This is a genomic window from Pseudomonas migulae (assembly GCF_024169315.1).
Lineage (GTDB): Bacteria > Pseudomonadota > Gammaproteobacteria > Pseudomonadales > Pseudomonadaceae > Aquipseudomonas > Aquipseudomonas migulae_B.
Map to the genome: position 1 here is coordinate 2,412,521 of NZ_JALJWR010000001.1, position 22,014 is coordinate 2,434,534.

Annotated in this window: 24 protein-coding genes and 1 pseudogene; 10 read left to right on the forward strand and 15 right to left on the reverse strand. The window is 60.0% G+C overall.

The window, feature by feature from the left end:
• Positions 1-112 precede the first annotated feature (112 nt).
• Positions 113-1,726 (forward strand): inorganic phosphate transporter, encoded by a 1,614-nt coding sequence (locus tag J2Y86_RS11075; protein ID WP_253430955.1) that lies wholly within the window; start codon positions 113-115, stop codon positions 1,724-1,726.
• 106 nt (positions 1,727-1,832) lie between these two features.
• Here J2Y86_RS11075 and J2Y86_RS11080 read toward each other — a convergent pair whose 3' ends face one another.
• Entirely contained in the window at positions 1,833-2,729 is an 897-nt protein-coding gene (locus J2Y86_RS11080; RefSeq protein WP_253430958.1) for a LysR family transcriptional regulator, read from the reverse strand.
• Between the two features lie 121 nt (positions 2,730-2,850).
• Here J2Y86_RS11080 and J2Y86_RS11085 point away from each other — a divergent pair, with 121 nt between their 5' ends.
• Positions 2,851-3,609 carry an SDR family NAD(P)-dependent oxidoreductase gene (locus J2Y86_RS11085; protein WP_253430962.1) on the forward strand — a complete coding sequence of 253 codons (759 nt, stop codon included), beginning with the start codon at positions 2,851-2,853 and terminating at the stop codon, positions 3,607-3,609.
• Positions 3,610-3,652: 43 nt separating this feature from the next.
• On the opposite strand, the gene J2Y86_RS11090 is transcribed toward J2Y86_RS11085, so the two are convergent.
• Entirely contained in the window at positions 3,653-4,090 is a 438-nt protein-coding gene (locus tag J2Y86_RS11090; protein ID WP_253430965.1) for a multidrug/biocide efflux PACE transporter, read from the reverse strand.
• 89 nt (positions 4,091-4,179) lie between these two features.
• Between J2Y86_RS11090 and J2Y86_RS11095 the strand changes: the two genes are divergently transcribed.
• Positions 4,180-5,034, forward strand: a complete 855-nt coding sequence (locus tag J2Y86_RS11095; protein WP_253430969.1) for a LysR family transcriptional regulator — start codon at positions 4,180-4,182, stop codon at positions 5,032-5,034.
• Positions 5,035-5,222: 188 nt separating this feature from the next.
• Here J2Y86_RS11095 and J2Y86_RS11100 read toward each other — a convergent pair whose 3' ends face one another.
• From J2Y86_RS11100 to J2Y86_RS11110, 3 genes are all read right to left on the reverse strand, one after another.
• A complete protein-coding gene (locus J2Y86_RS11100; protein WP_253430972.1) occupies positions 5,223-6,458 on the reverse strand; it encodes an RNA polymerase sigma factor in 1,236 nt (411 codons plus the stop codon).
• A 48-nt stretch (positions 6,459-6,506) separates the two neighbouring features.
• Positions 6,507-6,851 (reverse strand): YciI family protein, encoded by a 345-nt coding sequence (locus tag J2Y86_RS11105; protein ID WP_017340392.1) that lies wholly within the window; start codon positions 6,849-6,851, stop codon positions 6,507-6,509.
• 66 nt (positions 6,852-6,917) lie between these two features.
• A complete protein-coding gene (locus tag J2Y86_RS11110; RefSeq protein ID WP_253430975.1) occupies positions 6,918-7,343 on the reverse strand; it encodes a YybH family protein in 426 nt (141 codons plus the stop codon).
• A 141-nt stretch (positions 7,344-7,484) separates the two neighbouring features.
• On the opposite strand from J2Y86_RS11110, the gene J2Y86_RS11115 reads away from it, so the two are divergent.
• Both J2Y86_RS11115 and J2Y86_RS11120 read left to right on the forward strand, forming a co-directional pair.
• The gene (locus tag J2Y86_RS11115) at positions 7,485-7,970 is read left to right on the forward strand and encodes a GNAT family N-acetyltransferase (protein WP_253430978.1); all 486 of its coding nucleotides are present in this window, start codon (positions 7,485-7,487) and stop codon (positions 7,968-7,970) included.
• 7 nt (positions 7,971-7,977) lie between these two features.
• Complete coding sequence (locus J2Y86_RS11120) at positions 7,978-8,583, forward strand: pyridoxamine 5'-phosphate oxidase family protein (protein ID WP_253430981.1); 606 nt, start codon at positions 7,978-7,980, stop codon at positions 8,581-8,583.
• A gap of 133 nt (positions 8,584-8,716) precedes the next feature.
• On the opposite strand, the gene J2Y86_RS11125 is transcribed toward J2Y86_RS11120, so the two are convergent.
• The 3 genes from J2Y86_RS11125 to J2Y86_RS11135 form a co-directional block, all read right to left on the reverse strand.
• A complete protein-coding gene (locus tag J2Y86_RS11125; protein WP_253430984.1) occupies positions 8,717-9,205 on the reverse strand; it encodes a GNAT family N-acetyltransferase in 489 nt (162 codons plus the stop codon).
• A gap of 98 nt (positions 9,206-9,303) precedes the next feature.
• Positions 9,304-9,789, reverse strand: coding sequence for a GyrI-like domain-containing protein (locus tag J2Y86_RS11130; RefSeq protein WP_253430986.1), 486 nt, complete (start codon positions 9,787-9,789; stop codon positions 9,304-9,306).
• Between the two features lie 67 nt (positions 9,790-9,856).
• A complete protein-coding gene (locus J2Y86_RS11135) occupies positions 9,857-10,519 on the reverse strand; it encodes a LysE family translocator (protein WP_253430988.1) in 663 nt (220 codons plus the stop codon).
• Positions 10,520-10,658: 139 nt separating this feature from the next.
• On the opposite strand from J2Y86_RS11135, the gene alaC reads away from it, so the two are divergent.
• Complete coding sequence (alaC, locus tag J2Y86_RS11140) at positions 10,659-11,873, forward strand: alanine transaminase (RefSeq protein WP_253430990.1); 1,215 nt, start codon at positions 10,659-10,661, stop codon at positions 11,871-11,873.
• Between the two features lie 181 nt (positions 11,874-12,054).
• Here alaC and J2Y86_RS11145 read toward each other — a convergent pair whose 3' ends face one another.
• Together J2Y86_RS11145 and J2Y86_RS11150 are read right to left on the reverse strand one after the other, a co-directional pair.
• Positions 12,055-13,407 (reverse strand): GntP family permease, encoded by a 1,353-nt coding sequence (locus tag J2Y86_RS11145; protein ID WP_253430992.1) that lies wholly within the window; start codon positions 13,405-13,407, stop codon positions 12,055-12,057.
• An 80-nt stretch (positions 13,408-13,487) separates the two neighbouring features.
• Positions 13,488-14,021: a gluconokinase gene (locus tag J2Y86_RS11150; RefSeq protein WP_253430994.1), complete on the reverse strand. Its 534-nt coding sequence runs from the start codon at positions 14,019-14,021 to the stop codon at positions 13,488-13,490.
• 215 nt (positions 14,022-14,236) lie between these two features.
• On the opposite strand from J2Y86_RS11150, the gene J2Y86_RS11155 reads away from it, so the two are divergent.
• The 3 genes from J2Y86_RS11155 (at position 14,237) to J2Y86_RS11165 (ending at position 16,690) form a co-directional block, all read left to right on the forward strand.
• Positions 14,237-15,268 (forward strand): LacI family DNA-binding transcriptional regulator, encoded by a 1,032-nt coding sequence (locus J2Y86_RS11155; RefSeq protein WP_253430996.1) that lies wholly within the window; start codon positions 14,237-14,239, stop codon positions 15,266-15,268.
• A gap of 59 nt (positions 15,269-15,327) precedes the next feature.
• A complete protein-coding gene (locus tag J2Y86_RS11160; protein ID WP_253430998.1) occupies positions 15,328-15,960 on the forward strand; it encodes a glutathione S-transferase family protein in 633 nt (210 codons plus the stop codon).
• Positions 15,961-16,138: 178 nt separating this feature from the next.
• On the forward strand, positions 16,139-16,690 hold the full coding sequence (locus J2Y86_RS11165) for a hypothetical protein (RefSeq protein WP_253440216.1): 552 nt from the start codon (positions 16,139-16,141) through the stop codon (positions 16,688-16,690).
• A 272-nt stretch (positions 16,691-16,962) separates the two neighbouring features.
• On the opposite strand, the gene J2Y86_RS30405 is transcribed toward J2Y86_RS11165, so the two are convergent.
• From J2Y86_RS30405 to J2Y86_RS11175, 3 genes and pseudogenes are all read right to left on the reverse strand, one after another.
• Complete coding sequence (locus J2Y86_RS30405) at positions 16,963-17,502, reverse strand: methyl-accepting chemotaxis protein (RefSeq protein WP_437180682.1); 540 nt, start codon at positions 17,500-17,502, stop codon at positions 16,963-16,965.
• 3 nt (positions 17,503-17,505) lie between these two features.
• Positions 17,506-18,282, reverse strand: a pseudogene (locus J2Y86_RS30410) (PAS domain-containing protein); the annotation flags it as partial.
• A 413-nt stretch (positions 18,283-18,695) separates the two neighbouring features.
• Positions 18,696-19,568 carry a LysR family transcriptional regulator gene (locus tag J2Y86_RS11175; RefSeq protein ID WP_253431005.1) on the reverse strand — a complete coding sequence of 291 codons (873 nt, stop codon included), beginning with the start codon at positions 19,566-19,568 and terminating at the stop codon, positions 18,696-18,698.
• A gap of 99 nt (positions 19,569-19,667) precedes the next feature.
• Between J2Y86_RS11175 and gstA the strand changes: the two genes are divergently transcribed.
• Complete coding sequence (gstA, locus tag J2Y86_RS11180; protein WP_253431008.1) at positions 19,668-20,270, forward strand: glutathione transferase GstA; 603 nt, start codon at positions 19,668-19,670, stop codon at positions 20,268-20,270.
• A gap of 103 nt (positions 20,271-20,373) precedes the next feature.
• Here gstA and J2Y86_RS11185 read toward each other — a convergent pair whose 3' ends face one another.
• Together J2Y86_RS11185 and J2Y86_RS11190 are read right to left on the reverse strand one after the other, a co-directional pair.
• Positions 20,374-21,387 (reverse strand): ABC transporter substrate-binding protein, encoded by a 1,014-nt coding sequence (locus J2Y86_RS11185; RefSeq protein WP_253431011.1) that lies wholly within the window; start codon positions 21,385-21,387, stop codon positions 20,374-20,376.
• A complete protein-coding gene (locus tag J2Y86_RS11190; RefSeq protein ID WP_253431014.1) occupies positions 21,384-21,917 on the reverse strand; it encodes a sigma-70 family RNA polymerase sigma factor in 534 nt (177 codons plus the stop codon). The genes J2Y86_RS11185 and J2Y86_RS11190 overlap by 4 nt, the downstream gene beginning before the upstream one ends.
• Positions 21,918-22,014 lie beyond the last annotated feature (97 nt).

A 22,014-nucleotide genomic window follows, 5' to 3' on the forward strand; every position in this document is an offset into this window, starting at 1 on the left:
GATTCGGATCGGCGGCATCGCCAATTACCCAAACACTGACCCAACGCAGCCTCTCTGTAACATTTGGCAACGATCATGACTGACACTCCTTCCCTCCTCAGGATTGTCCGTCATGGCTACTCCTTCCTACACCGCCGCCCAGGCGCCCATCAGCAGCGCGAAGCCGCAGTTCGATAAAAAACCCGGCCTGCTGACCATCGTGATTTTCTTTGCCGTGCTGGCCATCGGCCTGTTGTTCACCGCGTACAGCCTGATGCACGACATGAACGAACTCGGCACGGTGGTCACCACCTGGACGCCGTTTCTGCTGCTGGGCGTGGCGCTGTTGATCGCGCTGGGCTTCGAGTTCGTCAACGGTTTCCATGACACCGCCAACGCGGTGGCGACGGTGATTTACACCAACTCCTTGCCGCCGAACTTCGCGGTGGTCTGGTCCGGGTTCTTCAACTTCCTTGGCGTGCTGCTGTCGAGCGGCGCGGTGGCGTTCGGCATCATCGCGCTGCTGCCGGTGGAGCTGATTCTGCAAGTCGGGTCTTCCGCCGGTTTCGCGATGATTTTCGCCCTGCTGATCGCGGCGATCCTGTGGAACCTCGGCACCTGGTGGCTGGGCCTGCCGGCGTCTTCGTCGCACACGCTGATCGGTTCGATCATCGGTGTCGGCGTCGCCAACGCCCTCATGCACGGGCGCGACGGCACCAGCGGCGTGGACTGGGCGCAAGCGACCAAAGTCGGTTATGCGCTGCTGCTCTCGCCCCTGGTCGGCTTCGGTGCCGCCGCGTTGTTGCTGCTGGCCCTGCGCGCCTTCGTCAAGAATCGCGCGCTGTACAAAGAGCCCAAAGGCAACACGCCGCCGCCGTGGTGGATTCGCGGCATGTTGATCCTGACCTGCACCGGCGTGTCCTTCGCCCACGGTTCCAACGACGGCCAGAAAGGCATGGGCCTGATCATGCTGATCCTGGTGGGCACCCTGCCGATGGCGTATGCGCTGAACCGCACCATGCCGGCGGATCAGTCGCTGCAATTCGCCGCCGTGGCCGAGGTCACCCAGCAAGCGCTGATGAAGCACACCTCGCTGCCGGCGCCTGCCGATCCGCGTCCGGTGCTCTCCGATTACATGCGCACCAAGGAAGCCACGCCGCAACTGATCCCCGCCCTCGCGACGCTGGCCGGCAGCATCGGCAACGAAGTGAAGGGTTATGGTTCGCTGTCGAAAGTCCCGGCCGAGGCCATGGGCAACGTGCGCAACGACATGTACCTGACCAGCGAAACCATTCGCCTGATGGACAAGAACAAGGTCGGCAATTTCGACGCCGACACCACCGGCAAGCTGCAACTGTTCAAGCAACAGATCGACAACGCGACACGGTTCATTCCGTTGTGGGTGAAAATCGCCGTGGCGATTGCGTTGGGTCTGGGCACCATGGTCGGCTGGAAGCGCATCGTGGTGACGGTCGGCGAGAAGATCGGCAAGACCCACCTGACTTACGCGCAAGGGGCCTCGGCGGAAACCGTGGCCATGCTGACCATCGGCGCGGCGGACATGTTCGGGTTGCCGGTGTCGACCACCCACGTGTTGTCATCGGGGGTAGCCGGGACCATGGTCGCCAACGGCGGTGGTTTGCAGATGAAGACCATCCGCAACCTGCTGATGGCCTGGGTGTTGACCTTGCCCGCAGCGATTCTGTTGTCGGGGAGCTTGTACTGGCTGTTCACCAAAATCTTCTGACCACCACAAACCCCTGTGGGAGCGGGCTTGCCCGCGAAGGCGGCATGTCAGTCGACATTAATGTTTGCTGATACACCGCTATCGCGGGCAAGCCCGCTCCCACAGGTTATGCGTTGGACTGGATGACCTGCGCCAGCCAATCCATGAACGCTCTGACCCGCAACGGCAAATGCCGTTGCCGGGCATAGAGCAGCGCCACGTCCATCGACGGCGCATTCAATTGCGGCAACACCGCCACCAGTTCACCACTGAGCAAGCGTGACTGCATGCCCTTCAGCGGCGCCTGAATCAACCCGAAGCCACCCAGGCACGCCGCCTCATAAGCGTCGGTGCTGTTCACCGTGACGCTGCCTGCCATCGGCAATCGATGCAGCTTGCCATCGACCTCATACAGAAAGCCTTCCGAACGCGAACCCAGCACGCCGACGTAATGAACCAGCCGATGCTGCGCCAGATCCTCGAGTGTTTCGGGTATGCCATAACGCTGCAGGTAAGCGGGGCTGGCGCAATTGACCATCGAAAAATCGCACACATGGCGCGCCACCACCGATTGATCCGGCTGCGCCCCCACCCGCACGACGCAATCAAAACCCTCCCGTTGCAAATCAACCCGGCGATCGGTGGTGCTGATTTCCAGTTCCAGATTGGGGTGCAGCGCGATGAATTCCGGCAACCGCGGCAACACCACCTGGCGCGCCAGAAAGTTCGGCATGTCGAAGCGGATCCGCCCGGTGAGCGAGGCCGCATCCTGGCGAAACAGCCCTTCGATTTCGTCCATGTGCGACAGCAAGTCCTTGCTGCGTTCGTACAACACCAGGCCGTCCTGCGTCGCCTGAACCCTGCGCGTGGTGCGTTGCAGCAAACGCGTCCCCAACAACGCTTCCAACGCCTGAACGTGTTCCGACACGGTGGACCGGGGCAAGCCCAGGCTTTCGCCGGCAAGGGTAAAACTCGACATTTCGCTGACGCGAACGAAGGTGCGCAGCAGTTCCAGTTTGTTCATGGGTCGACCTTCGATTGTCCGGATTAACCGATCAGTGATTCCAGTTTCAGTCTGTTTATCACCCTGAGGCGGATAAATAAACTTCCTCCACACCGTCACTCACCACCCTTGAGGAAGTCCCATGAATCGCAAAATCGCACTGATCACCGGCGCCAGCCGCGGCCTCGGCAAAAACGCAGCCCTGCATCTGGCCGCCCAAGGCATCGATGTCATCGGCACTTACAACAGCAAAGCGGACGAGGCGCAGGCACTGGTCGCGGAAATCGAAAGCCTCGGCGGTCGCGCCGCCATGCTGCAACTCGACGTTGGCCGGAGCGAGGGCTTCGCTGATTTCACCACGCAAGTCGCCGAGGTGTTGCGCAGCCGTTTTGATCGCCAGCACTTCGACTTTTTGCTCAACAACGCCGGTATCGGTGTGTATGCGAACTTCGTCGACACCAGCGTCGAGCAGTTCGACCTGCTGATGAATATTCATCTGAAAGGACCGTTTTTCCTGACCCAGAACCTGCTGCCGTTGATGGCTGATGGAGGCCGGATTCTCAACGTGTCCAGCGGTCTGACGCGCTTCAGCCTGCCGGGCTACGGCGCTTACGCGGCGATGAAAGGCGCGATGGAAGTGCTGACGCGCTACCAGGCCAAGGAACTGGGCGCGCGGGGTATTTCGGTGAATACGTTGGCGCCTGGCGCGATAGAAACCGATTTCGGCGGCGGGACCGTGCGCGACAATGCGCAGGTGAACCAGATGGTTGCGGACAATACCGCGCTGGGTCGTGTCGGTTTGCCGGACGATATCGGCGCTGCGATTGCGCTGCTTCTGGCACCCGGCAGCCAGTGGATCAACGGGCAGCGCGTCGAGGCGTCGGGCGGGATGTTTTTGTAACAAGCACTGGAGCGAGCGGGCTGAATATCAGCCCGCTCAATGTTCATCCTTCGCAAGAATTACGCACCACCATACGCTCGCGCACCACGTCATACGCCCAGTGATAAACGTAGGTGTATGGCAGGAAAAACAGCAACACACCGATATCCAGCAGGAACGCCTGCCACAGGCTGACGTTGAGCCACCAGGCAATCAGCGGCACACCGACCGCGACCAATCCCCCTTCAAACAGCAGCGCATGGACGACTCGCGTCCAAGCGTTGTGCGCGATGTTGAAACGCTGCAGCACGCGATCAAAAATCCCGTTGAACACCACGTTCCACGCCAGCGCCAACGCCGCGATCACCACGGTGACGACGCCCATGTCGAGCATCGGTTTGTCCATGATCCACGCCAGCAACGGGGTGCAGATCACGATCGCCAGCAGCTCGAAGCCGATGGCCTGGAAAATACGTTCAGTGATGGATTTTTGGATGTTCATGAGCAGAACTCCTGAGTGACTGTGGTTGCCATCATCCACTCCCGGACCGATACTTCATAACCAATAACCATCGATCAAGGCGATAGTTCATGGCGTCTCATGAAGTGCTTCAGGCGTTTGTGCAAGCGGCGACCCAAGGCTCGTTTTCCGCCGCGGCGCGTAAACTCGGGCGCAGTCAGTCGACCATCAGCGCCGCAGTGGCGAGCCTGGAGATTGATCTGGATCTGATCCTGTTCGATCGCAGCAGCCGCAAGCCGACCCTGACACCGGCCGGGCATGTGATGTTGCAGCGTGCCGAGGAGATTCTGGCGGCGACCAGCCGTCTGGAAATGACCGCCAGCCAGTTGGCTCAAGGCGTTGAACCGAAGCTGACCGTGGCGATTTCCGACACCTATCAATCCGACCGTTTCGAAGCGGCGCTCAGTGCGTTCGAACAACGCTACCCGGATCTGGAACTCGAATGCCTGATTGCCGAATGCGATGACCTCGTGGCGCTCGTGCAAAGCGGCCGGGCGCACGTGGCGTTCGCCGAGCAACAGGAAAGTTACCCGCCGGACCTGGTCAGCTCGACGGTGGCAGAGCGTACGGAAATCGCCTTGTTCGTGTCCCGCGAGCATCCGTTGGCGGCGCTGGCGCGCATTGATCAGGACGTCCTGCACCAGCATCGGGAGTTGCGTCTGGCGACCATCGTCAATCCGTATGAAAGCCGCGCCAAGGGGCGTGTCTGGTCGGCACCGAGTTACTTGATGCTACTGGAAATGGCTCAGGGTGGATTCGGTTGGGCGCCGTTGCCGCGATGGCTGGTGGGGAGGTTTGGCGCGGGCACGTTGCAGGAGTTGAACGTGCGCGGGTGGCCGAAACCGCTGTTCGTCGATGCGCTGTGGTCGCAGCTGCATCCGCCGGGGCCGGCGGGGAGTTGGTTGTTGGGCAAGATGTTGGAATGAAGGTCCTTCGGACCTTATCGCGGGCAAGCCCGCTCCCACAGGGTTTGATGGTGTCCACAAATTTTGTGGCCGACGCGATCCACTGTGGGAGCGGGCTCCCACAGGGTTTGGTGGTGCCCACAAATTTTGTGACCGACGCGATCCACTGTGGGAGCGGGCTTGCCCGCGAAGAGGCCCGCAAGATCACATCACTTTAAAGCCTTGATCCGCGCCTCGATAAACCGCCGCTCCGGCACCTGCTGCGTCAATTCCAGCGCCCGCTCATACGCCGCCCGCGCCTCCTCCACCCGTCCCAACTGCCGACAAAACTCCGCCCGCGCCGAATGCGCCAAGTGGTAATCCAGCAAATCCCCGCGCCCCAGAATCCCTTCAATCAGCGTCAACCCCGCCAACGGTCCATCCCGCCTGGAGATCGCCGCCGCACGGTTCAACTCGATCACCGGCGAAGGTACCGCCGCCAACAGAACGTCATACAGCCCCACAATCTGCAGCCAGTCGGTCTCCCCCGCCGTCGGCGCTTCGGCATGCACCGCGGCGATGGCCGCTTGCAAACAGTAAGGACCGAATTGCCGGGTCGTCAGCGCCCGCTCGATCAGCGCGCAACCTTCGGCAATCAACCCGGCATCCCACAGCGAGCGGTCCTGCTCATCCAGCAGGATCAGCTCGCCATTCGACGATGTCCGCGCCGGGCGCCGTGATTCATGTAACAGCATCAGCGCCAGCAGGCCCATCACTTCGGGCTCGGGCAACAACTCCATCAACAAACGCCCAAGGCGGATCGCCTCGCGGATCAGGTCTTCACGGATGAGCTCGGTGCCGACGGACGCCGAATAGCCTTCGTTGAACACCAGGTAAATCACCCGCAGCACGCTGTCGAGGCGCTCGGGCAGTTCCGCCAGGGTCGGCACTTGATAGGGGATTTTCGCGTCGCGGATTTTCGCTTTGGCCCGCACGATGCGCTGGGCAATGGTGGCCGGCGCGGAAAGAAACGCCCGGGCGATTTCTTCAGTGGTGAGGTCGCAGACTTCGCGCAATGTCAGCGGCACTTGGGCATCCGCCGCCAGTGCCGGGTGACAGCAAGTGAAGATCAGGCGCAAGCGATCGTCTTCCACGTCTTCGTCACTCCAGTCGGCCTGTTCCAGCGCCTCCAGCTGAGCGATCAGCATCGGCCGGGACGCGGCAAACCGCGCGCGGCGACGCAGCACATCGATGGCCTTGAAGCGCCCGGTGGAGACCAGCCACGCCCGCGGATTGTCCGGCACACCGTCACGCTGCCAGCGCTCGACCGCGATGAAGAACGCCTCGTGCAAAGCCTCTTCGGCAAGGTCGAAATCGCCGAGCAAACGGATCAGGGTCGCCAGGATCCGCCGCGACTCTTCGCGGTAGACCTGCTCGACCCGAGCCTTGACCGACACCCCGGGCATCAGTCCTGCATGCCTTGCGTCACCATGGAATCTCCTTGCCTGTGCCAGTTAAGGATTCAACTCTCGAACCGGTCGCACCTCGACACACCCCACCCGGGCCGCCGGAATGTTGCCGGCGACCTGGAGGGCTTCATTGAGGTCCTTGGCGTCGATCAGGTAGAAGCCGGCCAACTGCTCCTTGGTTTCGGCGAACGGGCCATCGGTGATCGACATTTTGCCGTTGCGCATGCGCACGGTGGTGGCGGTCTGCACCGACTCCAGCGCCTCGGCCGCGAGCATCCGGCCGCTGCCCTGGATCGATTCGGCGTAGGCCATGCACTCGGCGTCCTTGGGGCTCTCGGGCAGTGAGTGCAACTCCTGTTCGTTGCTGTAGACCAAGCATAAATACTTCATGGGGCTCTCCGATCGAACTGATCAACTATGGCTGCAGTTTGGCGGTTTGGCGCGGCTTCCCGACGATCAGGGTTCCAGGTTGAACAGCACGGAGCCGCTCATCATGTCGAACGGGGCCGACCAGTGTTCGTGAACGATGCGCCATTGTCCGGCTTCGCGCCGATAGCACGCGGTCACGCGCATCCAGCAGGCCTGGGTTTCGCCCTTGTCGTTGGTGCCGCCGCAATGGGCCAGCCAGTGGGCGAAGGCGATGTGCTCGTCCGCCACGACGTTCATGTGGTCGAAGTCGAATTTGTGCGCGCCCTGGCACATTTCCATGCATTCCTGCCAATGCGCGCGATAGGCGGGCTTGCCGCGAAATTGCAGGGCCTTGACCGCGTCGTAGGAGACGATGTCGTCGGCGTACAAGGCCATGAGTTTCTCGACATCCTTGGCGATGACCGCCTGGCGATAGGTGTCGATCAGGGTCTCGATTTCGTGAGTAGCGTTCATGGTGGTTCTCCGTGGTTTTTGTTGTGAAGACACCCTTAGTCGTTCGGCGAAACGCCGAATCGACAGTCGAAATAAAAATAATCCATGGACGCAAACTCGCTAGAATCCGAGGCTCATTTCTCATGGAAAAAGGACACTCCAGTGACAACCCGACTCGTGCCTTACGAAACCCTGAACACGCGCCAGCGCCAGCAGGTCGAGGCCATCGAAGTTCACAACGAACAAATAAAATTCTCCGGCGACATCCACGGTGCGTTGCACACCTTGCTGTCCAAACCCGGCCCCGGCGTCAAAGGATTTGCCCTGCTGGCCGATGACATTCCCGTTGCTTTCCTGCTGCTCAAACGCCCGCCGGTATTACCCGCATGGGCCGATGAACACAGCGCCACGTTGCACGCGCTGCAAGTCGACCAGCATCATCAAGGCAAAGGTTATGGCAAGGCCTGCCTGCAAGCCCTGCCCGACGTGGCGCGCCAGGCGTTTCCGGAAATAAAAGCGTTGGAGTTGTCGGTGGATGCGGACAACGAGGCGGCCATCGCGCTGTACGCCAGTTTCGGCTGGGTCGACAGCGGCGAAGCGTACAAGGGCCGGATCGGTTACGAACGGCGCATGGGACTGATTTTCTGAGGTGGTTATGCTCAACAGCATCGAAGCATTGGAAGCGATCTACGGCCAGCCTCATGAACGGGCCGTGCGCAAGCAAATCCCCTTTCTGAACGAGGACTATCAAGCGATGGTCCGCGCCTCGCCGCTGGTGATCATCAGCTCGGTCGGCCCCGACGGCCTGGACGGCTCGCCGCGCGGTGACACGCCGGGTTTCGTGCGAATCATCGATGCGCGCACCCTGGCGATACCGGACCGCCCGGGCAACAACCGCATCGACACCCTACGCAATGTGGTGCTCGATTCACGGGTATCGCTGCTGTTCATCATCCCGGGGATCGGCGAGACGTTGCGTGTCAACGGCACGGCGCAGATCAGCAATGAACCGGAGTTGCTGGAAAGCTTCGCGGTCAACGGCAAACCGGCGCGCACGGTGATGCTGGTGACGGTGGAGGCGGCGTTTTTTCACTGCTCGAAAGCGATTGTGCGTTCGGATCTGTGGAACCCTGAGAAGCACCTGGATCGCTCGGCGCTGCCGACGGCTGGGGCGTTTCACAAGCGCTTGAATGATGGGGCGTTTGATGCCGAGACGTATGACCGGGAAGCGCCGGCTCGGGTGCGGGATAGTCTCTATTAGAAATTGATGGGGCGATCTCTGGATCGCCTTCGCGGGCAAGTCGGATCGCCGCCCGCTCGCTCCTACAGAATTTGCGAAGGACCTGTAGGAGCGTGGCTTGCCCGCGAAGGCATTTCACGCCACACCGCATCAATCAGAGCGCCAACACCATCTCATGCCAAGCCATCCCGCCATGATCCGACGCGGAAGGCTTGATATAGGCAAACCCAAACCCGGCATACAGCGGAATATGCCGCTCTTTGCACATCAGGTTGATGCTGGTCTTGCCCAACGCACGCATCCGCTCGATGAACTCGCCCATCAAGCGTTTCGCCAAACCCTGCCCCTGATAATCCGGATGCACCACCACCGACATGATCACCACGTGCGGACCGGCCGGGTCGTGGCCGATCAGTTCCTTGAACGCTTCGTCCGACATCTCGACCTGAAACGCCGCACCGGAGTTGATGAAACCGGCTACAACATCGTCCACTTCAGCGACGATAAAACCTTCAGGCCAGGTGGCGATGCGGGTGGCGATTTTTTCTCGGGTGGCGGCCTCGTCGCCTTCGTAGGCAACGGTTTCGATGGCGAAGCAGCGGTCGAGGTCGGTGGGGAGGACGTGGCGGATGAGGGTTGTCATGACAGGTAGGGAGTCAGCGAGGGAAAGGCTGCGGATCATAAATCAGTGTCAGCACGACATCGAGAGGCGAATCGTTGATCCGCCTCTCGGGCCAGACATTACGCCTTGAGCGGCAGCCAGATTTCCAGCTTGCCGGTGTTGAGCTTCGGGTTGAAGTCTTCGCTGTAGCGTTCGAATTCCGGGGCGTCCGCGGCCTCTTTACCGGACTGGGGCAACCAGGTTTTCCAGATGTACTGGAACGTCGCGGGCAACTGATCCAGCGAGCCTGTGTGCTCGAACACCGCGTAATGCTGGGGTTGGACTTCAACCCAGCGATACTTCTCGGGCAGATCGTCTAGTTTGTCGATCTCGACGCCGGCAATGTATTCGAAGCCGCCCTTGCCATCCGGATTGCAGCAGATGCCGTAGGTCACTTCGCTTTTTTGACCGGGGATCTTGCCGATTTCCGGGATGAATTTCTCCCAAAGCTCGGGAATTGCCTGGGTGGTATCCGCAGTAAATCGACCACCCAGCCCCGCAATGAGCAGAAAGTGCCCGTGCTCAAAACGTGGCTCGGCCGGTTTTACGTCTGCTTGCTCATCCATGACTCGACTCCTGGATCAAAAAAGTGGGTTCGGCTGGGAGTATAGAAGCCAAACCCGATTAGCCCAGTCAGAGGCTGTGCAGCGCCTCGACGGCGCCCGCGCCTACAAACTCGTTGTAACCCGATAGAATCACGTACACCGCGAAATAACAGAAGATCGCCGCCGATGCCATGTAGGAGTAACGCAGCAGTTTGTCGCCCAACAGCTTGCCACCGTGGCTCGCCGCGAAGCACAGACCGACGCACCAGAGAACACCGGCACAGAGAAATCCGCCGAGAAACAGCGCCGAACTGAGGGCGCCACCGCCACCGGACCGTGCGATCAGTGTACCGCCCACCGCCGCGAACCAAAGAATGGCACTGGGTGACGACATGGCGAGGAAAATGCCTCGGAAAAATTCTTTGCGGTGAGAGTTGTGACCGACTTCAGCGGTCTGCGCCAACACGGCTTCATGGTGAATCGCCGAATAGATCATCTTCGCCGCGAAGTACACCAGCAGTGCCGAACCGCCGATCCAAAGCACCCAGCGCACGGTTTCGTATTGCAGCAAAACAGTCATGCCGGCCAGCGCCAGCACCGCATAAATCAGGTCGCCGACGCAGGTGCCCAACCCCAGCGCAAAGCCTTGAAAATAGCCGCGCTGCATGGCCAAAGTGATCATCGCGATATTGGCCACGCCGATGTCCAGGCACAGAGAAAGGCTCAGCAAGAAGCCGCTGCTAAATTCCATCAACTGATTTCCTTCGGAAAAATTTGTTTACACACTAGCTGGACAGTGTGCCATGCCACCCCTTATCTTCCGCAACAGGTCACCGCAGTGACCAGCGTCGCTCGGACGGTTCCGGGCGCTCACGTTATCCGAGGCAACAATGGCTAACCCAGGTTCGCCGCGCCGCTTTGCGCGCATAGATCGACTCCCCCCTTACGTTTTCAACATCACTGCCGAGCTGAAGATGGCCGCCCGTCGTCGTGGCGAAGACATCATCGACTTCAGCATGGGCAACCCCGACGGCCCGACGCCGCCGCACATTGTTGAAAAACTCGTCACCGTCGCCCAGCGCGAAGACACCCACGGCTACTCCACGTCCAAGGGCATTCCACGCCTGCGCCGGGCGATTTCCAACTGGTACAAGGATCGCTACGAGGTCGATATCGACCCGGAAAGCGAAGCCATCGTGACCATCGGTTCCAAGGAAGGCCTGGCGCATTTGATGCTGGCCACCCTGGACCAGGGCGACACCGTGCTGGTGCCGAACCCGAGCTACCCGATCCACATTTACGGTGCCGTGATTGCCGGCGCCCAGGTGCGTTCCGTGCCGCTGATTCCGGGGGTGGATTTCTTCGCCGAACTGGAACGGGCGATTCGCGGCTCGATCCCGAAACCGAAAATGATGATCCTCGGCTTCCCATCCAACCCGACCGCGCAGTGCGTGGAGCTGGATTTCTTCGAGCGGGTGATCGCCCTCGCCAAACAGTACGACGTACTGGTGGTGCATGACCTGGCCTACGCCGACATCGTCTACGACGGCTGGAAAGCCCCGTCGATCATGCAAGTGCCGGGGGCCAAGGACATCGCGGTGGAGTTTTTCACCCTGTCAAAAAGCTACAACATGGCGGGTTGGCGCATCGGTTTCATGGTCGGCAACCCGGAACTGGTCAACGCCCTGGCGCGGATCAAGAGTTACCACGACTACGGCACCTTCACCCCGCTGCAGGTTGCGGCGATTGCGGCGCTGGAAGGTGATCAACAGTGCGTGAAAGACATCGCCGAGCAGTACCGGCAGCGACGCAATGTGCTGGTCAAAGGCCTGCATGAACTGGGCTGGATGGTGGAAAACCCGAAAGCGTCGATGTACGTCTGGGCGAAAATTCCCGAGGCGTATGCGCACCTGGGTTCGCTGGAGTTCGCCAAGAAACTGCTGGCCGAAGCCAAGGTCTGCGTGTCACCGGGCGTCGGGTTTGGTGAGTATGGGGATGATCATGTGCGCTTCGCGCTGATCGAAAACCAGGACCGGATTCGTCAGGCGGTACGCGGGATTCGCGGGATGTTCCGGGCGGATGGGTTGGTGCAGAAAACCAGCTGACGACACCTCACACTGTGGGAGCGGGCTTGCCCGCGAATGCGGTGGTTCAGGCAAAATTGATGTCGACTGACACGACGCCTTCGCGGGCAAGCCCGCTCCCACAGGGATCATTGTTCAGCCCGGAAAATGATCACCCACAAAAAAACCGCATCGCTGCGGTTTTTTTGTGTCTGCAGTGTGCTTAAACGAACAACGACAACAGCAGGATGAAGCCCAGGCCCACGACGGACAGGATGGTTTCCATCGCCGTCCAGGTCTTGAAGGTTTCCGCCACGGTCATGTTGAAGTACTGCTTCACCAGCCAGAAACCGGCGTCGTTGACGTGAGACAGGATCAACGAACCGGCACCGGTGGCCAGCACCAGCAACTCACGGTTCACGCCCGGAATCATCCCCACCACCGGCACCACGATGCCTGCGCCAGTAATGGTCGCCACAGTCGCCGAACCGGTCGCGATACGGATCACCGCCGCCACCAGCCATGCCAGAAGGATTGGCGAGATTTCCGCAGCCACCGCCATGTTGCCGATGACATTACCCACGCCGCTGGTCACCAGCATCTGCTTGAAGCCACCACCGGCACCGATGATCAGGATGATTGCAGCGGTTGGCGCAAGGCTCGCGTCCAGCCATTTGAGCATCTGGCTTGAGCCAATGCCCTGCTTGTAGCCGAAGGTGTACAGCGACAGCAGCAAGGCCAGCAGCAGTGCCGAGATCGGGTGACCGATCAGGTCCATGAAGGTGCGGAAGAAGTTGCCATCCGGCAGCACCACATCGGCAAAGGTCTTGAGCAGCATCAGGAACACCGGCGACAGCACGGTGATCAGGGTGATGGAGAAGCTCGGGAGATCGGCAGAATCGTTTTCACGCGCCAGTTGATCCACCAGTTCCTGGTTGGGATGACCGGGAATGTACTTGGCAATGAAGGTGCCGTAGATCGGGCCGGCGATGATGGCCGTCGGCAGCGCAACGATCAGGCCGTAGAGAATGGTTTTACCGATGTCGGCACCGAACACGCCAATCGCCAGCAACGGGCCCGGGTGCGGCGGCACCAGACCGTGCACGGCGGACAGGCCGGCCAGCAGCGGGATACCGATCTTGATGATCGACACGCCGGTACGCCGGGCGACGATGAACACCAGCGGAATCAGCAGCACGAAGCCGATTTCGAAGAACAGCGGAATGCCGACCAGGAACGCGGCGAACATCATCGCCCACTGCACCTTGTCTTTGCCGAACGCGCGAATCAGCGTCTGGGCAATCTGATCCGCCCCGCCCGACTCGGCCATCATTTTGCCGAGCATCGTGCCCAGCGCGAGGATGATCCCGACGAACCCGAGCACCCCACCGAAGCCGTCCTGGAACGCCTTGATGATGGTGCCGATCGGCATGCCGGAGGTCAGACCGAGGAAGGCTGCGGCGATGATCAGGGCAATGAACGGGTGGAACTTGAACTTGGTGATCAGGACGATAAGCCCGATCACCGTGACCACTGCGTCGAGCAGCAGGAACGTCTCGTGGGACATGCCAAACATTAGGGGTGTCTCCTGGTTGTTGTTGTTATTAAAGCGGGTAATTCGAAAGCCATAAGGACAGCGCTATCTCTTCGAGCAAATTAACCGGCGCGTTTCAAGCCGTGTGTCAGCCACCAGGCATGCGCCTGTTTCGCCAACTGGTCGACGCTGTGGTTCGACGCATCGAGAGCCAGGGTCAGCGGTTCGCCAACGGGGGATTCAAGGGTTGCGAACTGGCTGTCGATCAAGGTCGACGGCATGAAATGGCCCGGCCGATGGGAGACACGATCGGCCGCCACTTCAGGCGTGAGTTCAAGGAACACGAAGCCCAGGCCCGGCAAGGCGCTGCGCAGGCGTTCGCGGTAAATGTGTTTGAGGGCCGAGCAGGTCAGCACCGGGCGCTGGCCCGTGGCGTCGACGCGGCGCAGTTCGTCGCACAGGCTGTCGAGCCAGCCGGCACGGTCGTCGTCGTCCAGGGGAATGCCTGCGCTCATCTTTTCGATATTGGCGGCAGGGTGAAAAGTGTCGCCTTCAATGGCAGTGGCGCCGCTGAGCTCGCACAGGGCTTCGCTGACGCACGTCTTGCCGCAACCGGCAACGCCCATGATGACCAGGGCGGTGATGGGATGATTCATGTAACACCTCAGCGCGCAGACAGCGCTACCTTTGAAAGCTGTGACACTCGTTCAAAAGCAGAAGTTGCCGACGCCTTCTTGTCATTTTTGTGGGTTGCAGCGTGTTCGTTCCCGACGCCGAAAAGCGAGGTTCAGGCAAAACTCGCTTACGCATTTGCAGCTGCTTCGGGACAGCGCTACCTTAGTGCCTTGAATTTTGTTTGGCAAGCCGCCCGATGACCTCCCCTAAAAACGATAAAAATACGCGAACCACTGGCCGTCCTACTCTCAATGAAGTCGCCCGACTGGCCGGCGTCAGCCCGATTACCGCGTCCCGCGCCTTGCGTGGCGTGAGCACGGTGGCCACCGAACTGGTGGAAAAAGTCCAGAAAGCGGCGCTTGAACTCAACTACGTGGTCAACCCCGCCGCCCGTGCGTTAGCCTCGGCCCAGAGCCATTCCGTCGTGGTTTTGGTGCCGTCGCTGTCCAACTTGCTGTTCATCGACACGCTGGAAGCCATTCATCAGGTTTTGCGTCCCAAGGGCTTCGAAGTGCTGATCGGCAACTTCCATTACTCGCGTGATGAAGAAGAGAACCTGCTGCGCAATTACATGGCGTATCAGCCGCGCGGCTTGCTGTTGACCGGGTTTGATCGCACCGAAAGTTCACGACGGATGATCGAGGCGAGCAACATTCCGTGCGTGTACATGATGGAACTGGACACTGCTGCCGGGCTCAATTGTGTCGGCTTCTCGCAACTCGCCGCCGGCGAAACGGCGGCTGAGCATTTGCTGTCACGCGGTCGCAAACGCCTGGCCTACATCGGCGCACAACTGGATCAGCGCACATTGCTGCGCGGCGAAGGGTTCCGCAAAGCCCTGCAGAAGGCCGGTCGGTATGACCCTGACCTGGAAGTGCTGACCCCGCGCGCCTCCTCCGTCGGTCTGGGTGGCGAGCTGTTCCTGCAACTGATCGCCAGTCATCCTGATGTCGACGCCATCTTCTTCGGCAACGACGACCTAGCGCAGGGCGCTTTGTTGGAGGCGATGCGCTGCGGGATCAAAATCCCCGAACAAGTGGCGATCCTCGGTTTCAACGACCTCCCCGCCTCCGCCCATATGGTCCCGCGCCTGAGCAGCATCAGCACCCCGCGAGAAGCCATCGGCCGACGTGCCGCGGAGCAGATGCTGACCTTGATGGCCGGCAATACGGTAGCGAAACCGGTGCAGGACATGGGGTTTGAGTTGAAGGTGCGCGAGAGTACGTAACGAAAGATCGTTCCGTGGGAACGATCAGGGACTAACCTTGTTATGTAAGGAGTGATTCCATGGAACATACACTGAAGATTCTCGGTAAAGCCTCGTCCATCAACGTCAGAAAAGTCCTGTGGACCTGCGACGAGCTGAACATTTCCTACGAGCGTGAGGACTGGGGCAGCGGATTCGCATCGACCCACAGCCCGGAATTTACCCGGCTCAACCCCAACGCGCAGGTGCCGGTGATCATCGATGAGGCCGGCGTACTGTGGGAATCCAACACCATCTGCCGCTATCTGGCCGGCAAACACCCGCATAACGATCTGCTGCCACACGAACCCGCAGCGCGTGCCCGGGTTGAGCAATGGATGGATTGGCAAGCCACCGATCTCAACACCTCCTGGAGCTACGCGTTTACGGCGCTGGTGCGCAAGGATCCAGAGTTCCAGGACGCGCATCGCATTGCCAACGGCCTGCGCGACTGGAATCAGAAGATGAGCATTCTCGAGCATCAACTCGCGACCACCAAAGCCTATGTCGCCGGACCCCGGTTCACGCTGGCCGACATTGTCATCGGCTTGTCCATCAACCGGTGGCTGATGACTCCGATGGACCGTCCCGATTTCCCTGCCATCGATGAGTACTTCCAAAGGTTGGCGCAACGCCCGGGATTCATGAAGCATGGCTGCAACGGCCTGCCTTGAAGCCACGCCTGCCTGGCGGCGGTCGACGGCTGCCGTCCGGCGGCAAAGGTTGACCGCAAAACCGGCGACACCTGCCTGCCAAACAAAACCTAACTAATTGATATATTTGGTATTTTTAATACGGGCATAGTATTTGCTGAAGGCACTGCACCACAAACACCTACAAGGTCTACTCATCATGTTGGTCAGTGCTAACAAACAGTCGGTAATGACTCCAATACTCAAGAAGCCTGGCGAAGATCCAACCGCCGAAGCCGCTGCCGGACTTCAGGGCGCGATGCTGCAAACTTTGCAAAACAACGTTCAGGCGCAAACCGCGCAGGTGCAAAAATCCGCCACCCAAAACGCCACGCAGCAAGTCGCTGAAGCGACCAAAATCAGCGACAACGTTGATGAATCGTTCGCGAAAACACGCGTGGGACTGCAATTGACTTACGCTCCGCTTCCGACCGATGCGCAAGGCAAGCTCAGTGGCGGAACGGCCACAGACGCCTTCAAGGAATACATGAGCAAAACCCCGGAAGAGCGCATGCAAGATGCCATTCTGGAGGAGATGGGCCTGACGAAAGAAGAAGTAGCGGAAATGCCGCCGGAACAACAACAGGCGGTCGCTAAAGAAATGGCCGAACGCATGCAGGACAAGATAAAACTGGCGCAGGCCGAGAAAGAAAACGGTGGTAGCGAGAAAGGCAGCCCTCAAGTGGTCGACAAGTTCCTCGCCTCGCTTTAACACCGCAGGTAATGCTGTTCACTTGAGCGCAGGCACGCATATTTGTGGTGAGGGGGATTTAGCGAAACGTCGCACCGCCCCGATCGGCTGCGAAGCAGTCGTAAATCCGGACAACTACGTTTATTTGAACGGACGCTGGGGCCGCTTCGCGGCCCAACGGGGCGGTGCGACGTCTCACTAAATCCCCTCGCCACAGGTTTCTTGCTCGCCTGAAGATTTTCTTAAGTGAACAGCATTACCCTCTACCGGGCCCCCTTGTCAGTTTGCCGCCATCAACTTATCTGCAAGGTCGAGTTGAACTGGCTGATCGCATCCACGACATGCCGCGACCCTTGCTGAATCTCCAGAATCACCTCCCCCGCCTCGTTCGCCAATTCCACGCCAAGACCGGTCCGGCTGAGACTCGACTGCATGCTCGATACCGCGCTCAATGACAAATCATGGTTCTTGCGCACCACCTCGACGATCTCCAGCGTCGCCTGACTGGTTCGTGCGGCGAGGCTGCGAACTTCATCGGCGACGACTGCGAACCCACGTCCGTGCTCCCCGGCCCGGGCCGCTTCAATCGCCGCGTTAAGTGCCAGCAGGTTGGTCTGGTCGGCAATGCCGCGAATGGTCTGGACGATGGTGCCGATGATGTCGGACTGCTTGCTGACCGCGTCGATGCTCAACGCTGCCTCGTTCAGGTCTTTGGAAATGTCCTGGATGATCTGCACCGTTTGCTGCACCACCTGGGACCCCTTCTGCGCGCAGGCATCGTTCTGGACCGAGGTGCTGTGGGCCGATTCGGCAGCGGTTTGCAAGGTGGTCACTTGATGGGTGATATCGCTGGCGAACTTGACCACTTTGTACAACCGGCCCTTGGTGTCGAACAACGGGTTGTAGGATGCCTCAAGGAAAATGGTATGACCGTGTTTATCTTTGCGCTCGAAACGGTGCGAGTGATATTCGCCGCGGTTCAGTGACGCCCAGAACGCTCTATAGGCCTGGGACTCGGCCTCCGCGCGGTGGCAAAACAGACTGTGGTGCTGACCGACAATTTCGTTGAGCGAGTAATGGGTAGTCTTCAGAAAGTTGTCATTGGCGGTGATCACATGGCCTTCGGGGGTAAATTCGATCACTGCCATGGAACGACCGATTGCCGCGAGCATGCTTTCGTTTTCGTGTTCCTTGTTAATCCTGGCAGAGATGTCCGTGGCCACTTTGATCACGCTTTTTACCAAGCGGTCGGGGCCAAAAACCGGCATGTAACTGGCTTCGAGCCAGATCTCTTTGCCCTGTTTGTTCAAGCGCAGGAAAGTGCCGCTGACCGGCTCGCCACGGGCCAGGTCTCGCCACAATCTGGCGTAGTCTTCGCTGCGATAAAACGCTTCTTCACAAAAGATCCGGTGATGTTTACCACGCACTTCCTCGACGCTGTAACCCATGGCGGCGCAAAAGTTTTCGTTGGCATCGAGGACGATGCCTCCAGGGGTGAACTCAATCATCGCCATCGAACGGCTGACAGCGGCCAACTTGGCATTGGCCTCGGTCAGCGCACAGCTGTAGCGTTCGATTTCCAGCAAGTCAGCCTTGTGATGTAGGTTAAACATGGTCGTATCACCCTAAGCGCGGTCGTTTGATTGATGAAAGTTCTTTGGTCTTTCAACGTATCCACCACAACGTTCCATGGAACAGGCACACGCATTCCTCCAAGGGAGGAATGGTCAGGTGATCAATGATGTTGAATCGGAGAGTCCGTGTGGCAACGCTCTTATCAAGACATCCGTCTCTTGATAGCCCGGGACCGGGCCAACCCTGATGTTTTCATAAGTAATTCCCTTTACCGAAAATCTCCCTGCTGCTCGCGTCGGTGCCTTGGATTGCGCACTCTTGAACCCTGCCTCAGCCCTTCATATTGCGACTGACATGGTTAGTTACGAGTCAGCATAGACAGGCCCAATGGCCTTGCAAGGCCACTAGTCGGCCAGTATTGAGGACAAAATCGGTTCAGCTCAGGCTCGATTCACTGTTGCGCGAGCATGCCCAACAACGCCTGCACCGCCGCCGAGGGTGGCTTGTTCGCCGCAACCACCAGGGCGAACTCGCGATCGATTCGCGGTTTCAGCGGCACCACACGCAGGCCCTGAAGCTGGCTCGGCAGGGTCATTTCCGGCACCAGGGTCACTCCGATGTTTTCCCGCACCAGGGTGAACGCACTGCTCCACTCGCGAACCTCGACGCGCACGTCATGCAACTGCAAACCGGCATCGATGGCCAGGCTGCGGGCATTGGTCGAACAGCCGCCCGTGGCCAGCACAAAGGGTTGCTGCGCCAATTCGGCGAGGGTGACGCCCTCTTCAACCGAGCGTCGCGCCAAAGGATGGCCGCCCGGTACAACCGCCACCCAGGCATCGCGCCCCAAACGGCCGGCATTGCGCTCCGGTGCCGGGTTCAACACCACACCCACGTCCACCAGGCCGGCGCCGAGCAGCGTTTCCACTTCATCGTCGCTGACTTCCAGGGCGACCACCTGAATGCCCGGATACAGCCGATTGAACTGGCGCAGCAGCGGCGGCAGGAACGTCGCCAGCACCATGGGGAAACTCGCCAGGCGAATCGTCCCGCGCTCGATGCCTTTCGCGGCATCGACGGTACTGCGGATGGTTTCCAGGGCGCCGAGCATGGTGCGCGCCTGCTCGATGACCGGCAGACCAATGGCGGTCGGCAGAGTCTGGCGGTTTTCCCGGCTGAACAGTTGAACGCCGAGGGTTTGTTCGATCAGCGCCAACGCCTGGCTCGCGCCTGACTGGGTCATGCCGACCCGCTCGGCGGCGCGGGTGATGTTGCCTGTGTCCGCCACGGCCACCACCATTCGCCAGTGCATCAGATTCATCATGGCAGTAGCTTTCCTTATGGCAGTTTTCTGAATGATTAATTTTACCGAGGGCGCCGCGCACTATGACACTGGCGAAAACCCCGAACCAGAGGCCTGCCGATGAAGTTGTATTACGCACCCGACGCTTGCTCGCTCGCACCGCACATTGTGCTGCACGAGCTGGACCTGCCCTTCGCGTTGATCCGCGTCGATAACCGCACCAAACAGGCCGCGAGCGGTGCCGATTTCCTCGCCATCAACCCCAAGGGTTACGTCGCGGCGCTGCAACTGGATAACGGTGAAGTGCTGACCGAAGGCCCGGCAATCCTGCAGTACCTGGCGGACCTGCGCCCCGAGGCGAGCCTGGCGCCAGCCCATGGGACGTTCGAGCGCGTGCGGTTGCAGGAGTGGCTGAATTTTGTTTCGACGGAGGTTCATGGCGGGCTGGGTTGGTTGTTCAACGCGCAGTTCCCGGAGGAGGTAAAGGCGCTCATCAAGGAGAAGTTGTACAAGCGGTTTGCGGTGTTGTGCCAGACGCTGGAGCGGCGGGAGTATCTGATGGCGGGTGGGTTCAGCATTGCCGATGCGTATTTGTTTACGGTGTTGCGGTGGACGCCGCTGTTTGCGATTGATTTGAATCAGTGGCCGGCGTTGGTGCGGTTTCAAGCCGGAATTGATCAGCGGCCGGCGGTGAAAGCGGCGTTGGCTGCGGAGACGGTGTAGTGCGTTAGATCGCTTCGCGGGCAAGCCTCGCTCCTACAGGTTTAGCGGCGTACCTGTAGGAGCGAGACTTGCCCGCGATGGCGATCTTCCAATCACAGCAGAACTACAAACTGGCACTCACTTTTGTAGCCACCTCCCCCGGCACCCATCCCTTCCAGATCTGCGGCTGATCGCGCAAAAACGCTTCCGCGACCTGACGCGGTTGCTGGCGTTTTTCGCTCATCTGCGCCAGCGTCTGGTTCAGCAGATCGATCGGGAAATCGACTTTCTCGAAGAACGCCACCAATTCCGGATACTGCGTCTTGAACGGCGCGGACACGCCAATGGCCAGGCTCGCCGGCATTGAGCGCGTGCCTTTTGGATTCGGGTTGTTGGCATCGGCCAGGGTCTTCCAGGCTTCGGCGTCGAACGGCGGTTCTTCGAGCTTCACCAGTTTGAAGCGGCCCAACAGCGGCGTTGGTGACCAGTAGTAGAACAACACCGGTTTGCCACGGCGGATCGACGATGCGACCTCGGCATCCAGTGCCGCGCCGGAGCCAGTGCGGAAGTTGACGAAGCTGGTGGTCAGGTCGTAGGCCTTGAGTTTCTGGCTGTTGACGATCTCCGAGGTCCAGCCGGTCGGGCTGTTGAGGAAGCGCCCGCGGCTCGGGTCTTCGGGGTCGCGGAACACGTCCTTGTAGCGCGCCAGGTCGGCGACGGATTTCAGCTCCGGCGCCAGCGGCTTGATGCCGCGCTCCGGGTCACCCTTGATCACGTACTCCGGCACCCACCAGCCTTCGGTGGCGCCTTTGACGGTGTCGCCCAGACCAAACACTTTGCCTTCCGCTGCAGCCTTGACCCACGCCGGACTGCGCCCAGCCCATTCTTCGCCGATGACTTGAATGTCGTTCTTGGCCAACGCCGCTTCGAGGCTGACGGTGCTGCCCGGTAACGTGTCGGTCGGGTAGCCGTAACCTTTTTCGACGATCAACCGCAGGATCTCGGTGATCAGGCTGCCGCTTTCCCAAGTGATGTCACCGAAGTGGATCGGCAAGGTTTTTTCTGCGGCGGGAACGTGGCCGGCCACAAGGCTCAGGGCCAGCAGCGAGCTGCCGAGCAGGGTTTTGATCGATTTCATGCGGACCTCTGGTGCAAGGGTTCATTGGCGCTGTGCTGGGCGCACAACGCTTGGGAGCGGGTCATGTAGACGCTGACCGAGCGCTGGGAAATGCCCAGCTCGGCGGCAATTTGCGGGTAGGTCAGGCCATCGATTCGCGACAACAGGAACGTCGCCCGGACCTTGCCCGGCAAGCGCTGAAGCGTTCGATCGAGGCCGTGCAGCGCCTGGGTCAGTTGCAGTAATTCCTCGGGCGAATTCGCTGGCGACCGATCGAGGTGTTGCAGTTGATCGAGGTGTTGACGTTCCAGATCACGACGCCGCCAGAGCTGGTAAATCAGCCGCTGGGCGATGGTGGTGAGCAAGGCGCGAGGTTCGCGAATCGGGGTCAGCCCCGGCGATTCGAGCAGTTGCGCAAAGGTTTCGGCGGCGATGTCTTCGACGCTGGAACTGGCCCCCAGATGCCGTCGCAACCGAGTGCACAACCAGGGGTAATGGGCGCGGAACAATCCGCCCACGTCGTTGCGATGGGAAAAGTCGGTGCCGGACATAGAGGCTCCAAAGGTTAGGGTCGCTGAATGTCCGGTGGTCCGGTGACGCGAATCCTAGCAAGGAGCCTTATTCATTAATAATATTTAAAAAGCATTT

Excerpts from the sequence above, each read along its gene's own strand:
- J2Y86_RS11075 (WP_253430955.1), top strand. The coding sequence starts at position 113 with ATGGCTACTCCTTCCTACACCGCCGCCCAGGCGCCCATCAGCAGCGCG.
- J2Y86_RS11080 (WP_253430958.1), bottom strand. The coding sequence starts at position 2,729 with ATGAACAAACTGGAACTGCTGCGCACCTTCGTTCGCGTCAGCGAAATG.
- J2Y86_RS11085 (WP_253430962.1), top strand. The coding sequence starts at position 2,851 with ATGAATCGCAAAATCGCACTGATCACCGGCGCCAGCCGCGGCCTCGGC.
- J2Y86_RS11090 (WP_253430965.1), bottom strand. The coding sequence starts at position 4,090 with ATGAACATCCAAAAATCCATCACTGAACGTATTTTCCAGGCCATCGGC.
- J2Y86_RS11095 (WP_253430969.1), top strand. The coding sequence starts at position 4,180 with ATGGCGTCTCATGAAGTGCTTCAGGCGTTTGTGCAAGCGGCGACCCAA.
- J2Y86_RS11100 (WP_253430972.1), bottom strand. The coding sequence starts at position 6,458 with ATGCCCGGGGTGTCGGTCAAGGCTCGGGTCGAGCAGGTCTACCGCGAA.
- J2Y86_RS11105 (WP_017340392.1), bottom strand. The coding sequence starts at position 6,851 with ATGAAGTATTTATGCTTGGTCTACAGCAACGAACAGGAGTTGCACTCA.
- J2Y86_RS11110 (WP_253430975.1), bottom strand. The coding sequence starts at position 7,343 with ATGAACGCTACTCACGAAATCGAGACCCTGATCGACACCTATCGCCAG.
- J2Y86_RS11120 (WP_253430981.1), top strand. The coding sequence starts at position 7,978 with ATGCTCAACAGCATCGAAGCATTGGAAGCGATCTACGGCCAGCCTCAT.
- J2Y86_RS11125 (WP_253430984.1), bottom strand. The coding sequence starts at position 9,205 with ATGACAACCCTCATCCGCCACGTCCTCCCCACCGACCTCGACCGCTGC.
- J2Y86_RS11130 (WP_253430986.1), bottom strand. The coding sequence starts at position 9,789 with ATGGATGAGCAAGCAGACGTAAAACCGGCCGAGCCACGTTTTGAGCAC.
- J2Y86_RS11135 (WP_253430988.1), bottom strand. The coding sequence starts at position 10,519 with ATGGAATTTAGCAGCGGCTTCTTGCTGAGCCTTTCTCTGTGCCTGGAC.
- alaC (WP_253430990.1), top strand. The coding sequence starts at position 10,659 with ATGGCTAACCCAGGTTCGCCGCGCCGCTTTGCGCGCATAGATCGACTC.
- J2Y86_RS11145 (WP_253430992.1), bottom strand. The coding sequence starts at position 13,407 with ATGTTTGGCATGTCCCACGAGACGTTCCTGCTGCTCGACGCAGTGGTC.
- J2Y86_RS11150 (WP_253430994.1), bottom strand. The coding sequence starts at position 14,021 with ATGAATCATCCCATCACCGCCCTGGTCATCATGGGCGTTGCCGGTTGC.
- J2Y86_RS11155 (WP_253430996.1), top strand. The coding sequence starts at position 14,237 with ATGACCTCCCCTAAAAACGATAAAAATACGCGAACCACTGGCCGTCCT.
- J2Y86_RS11160 (WP_253430998.1), top strand. The coding sequence starts at position 15,328 with ATGGAACATACACTGAAGATTCTCGGTAAAGCCTCGTCCATCAACGTC.
- J2Y86_RS11165 (WP_253440216.1), top strand. The coding sequence starts at position 16,139 with ATGTTGGTCAGTGCTAACAAACAGTCGGTAATGACTCCAATACTCAAG.
- J2Y86_RS11175 (WP_253431005.1), bottom strand. The coding sequence starts at position 19,568 with ATGATGAATCTGATGCACTGGCGAATGGTGGTGGCCGTGGCGGACACA.
- gstA (WP_253431008.1), top strand. The coding sequence starts at position 19,668 with ATGAAGTTGTATTACGCACCCGACGCTTGCTCGCTCGCACCGCACATT.
- J2Y86_RS11185 (WP_253431011.1), bottom strand. The coding sequence starts at position 21,387 with ATGAAATCGATCAAAACCCTGCTCGGCAGCTCGCTGCTGGCCCTGAGC.
- J2Y86_RS11190 (WP_253431014.1), bottom strand. The coding sequence starts at position 21,917 with ATGTCCGGCACCGACTTTTCCCATCGCAACGACGTGGGCGGATTGTTC.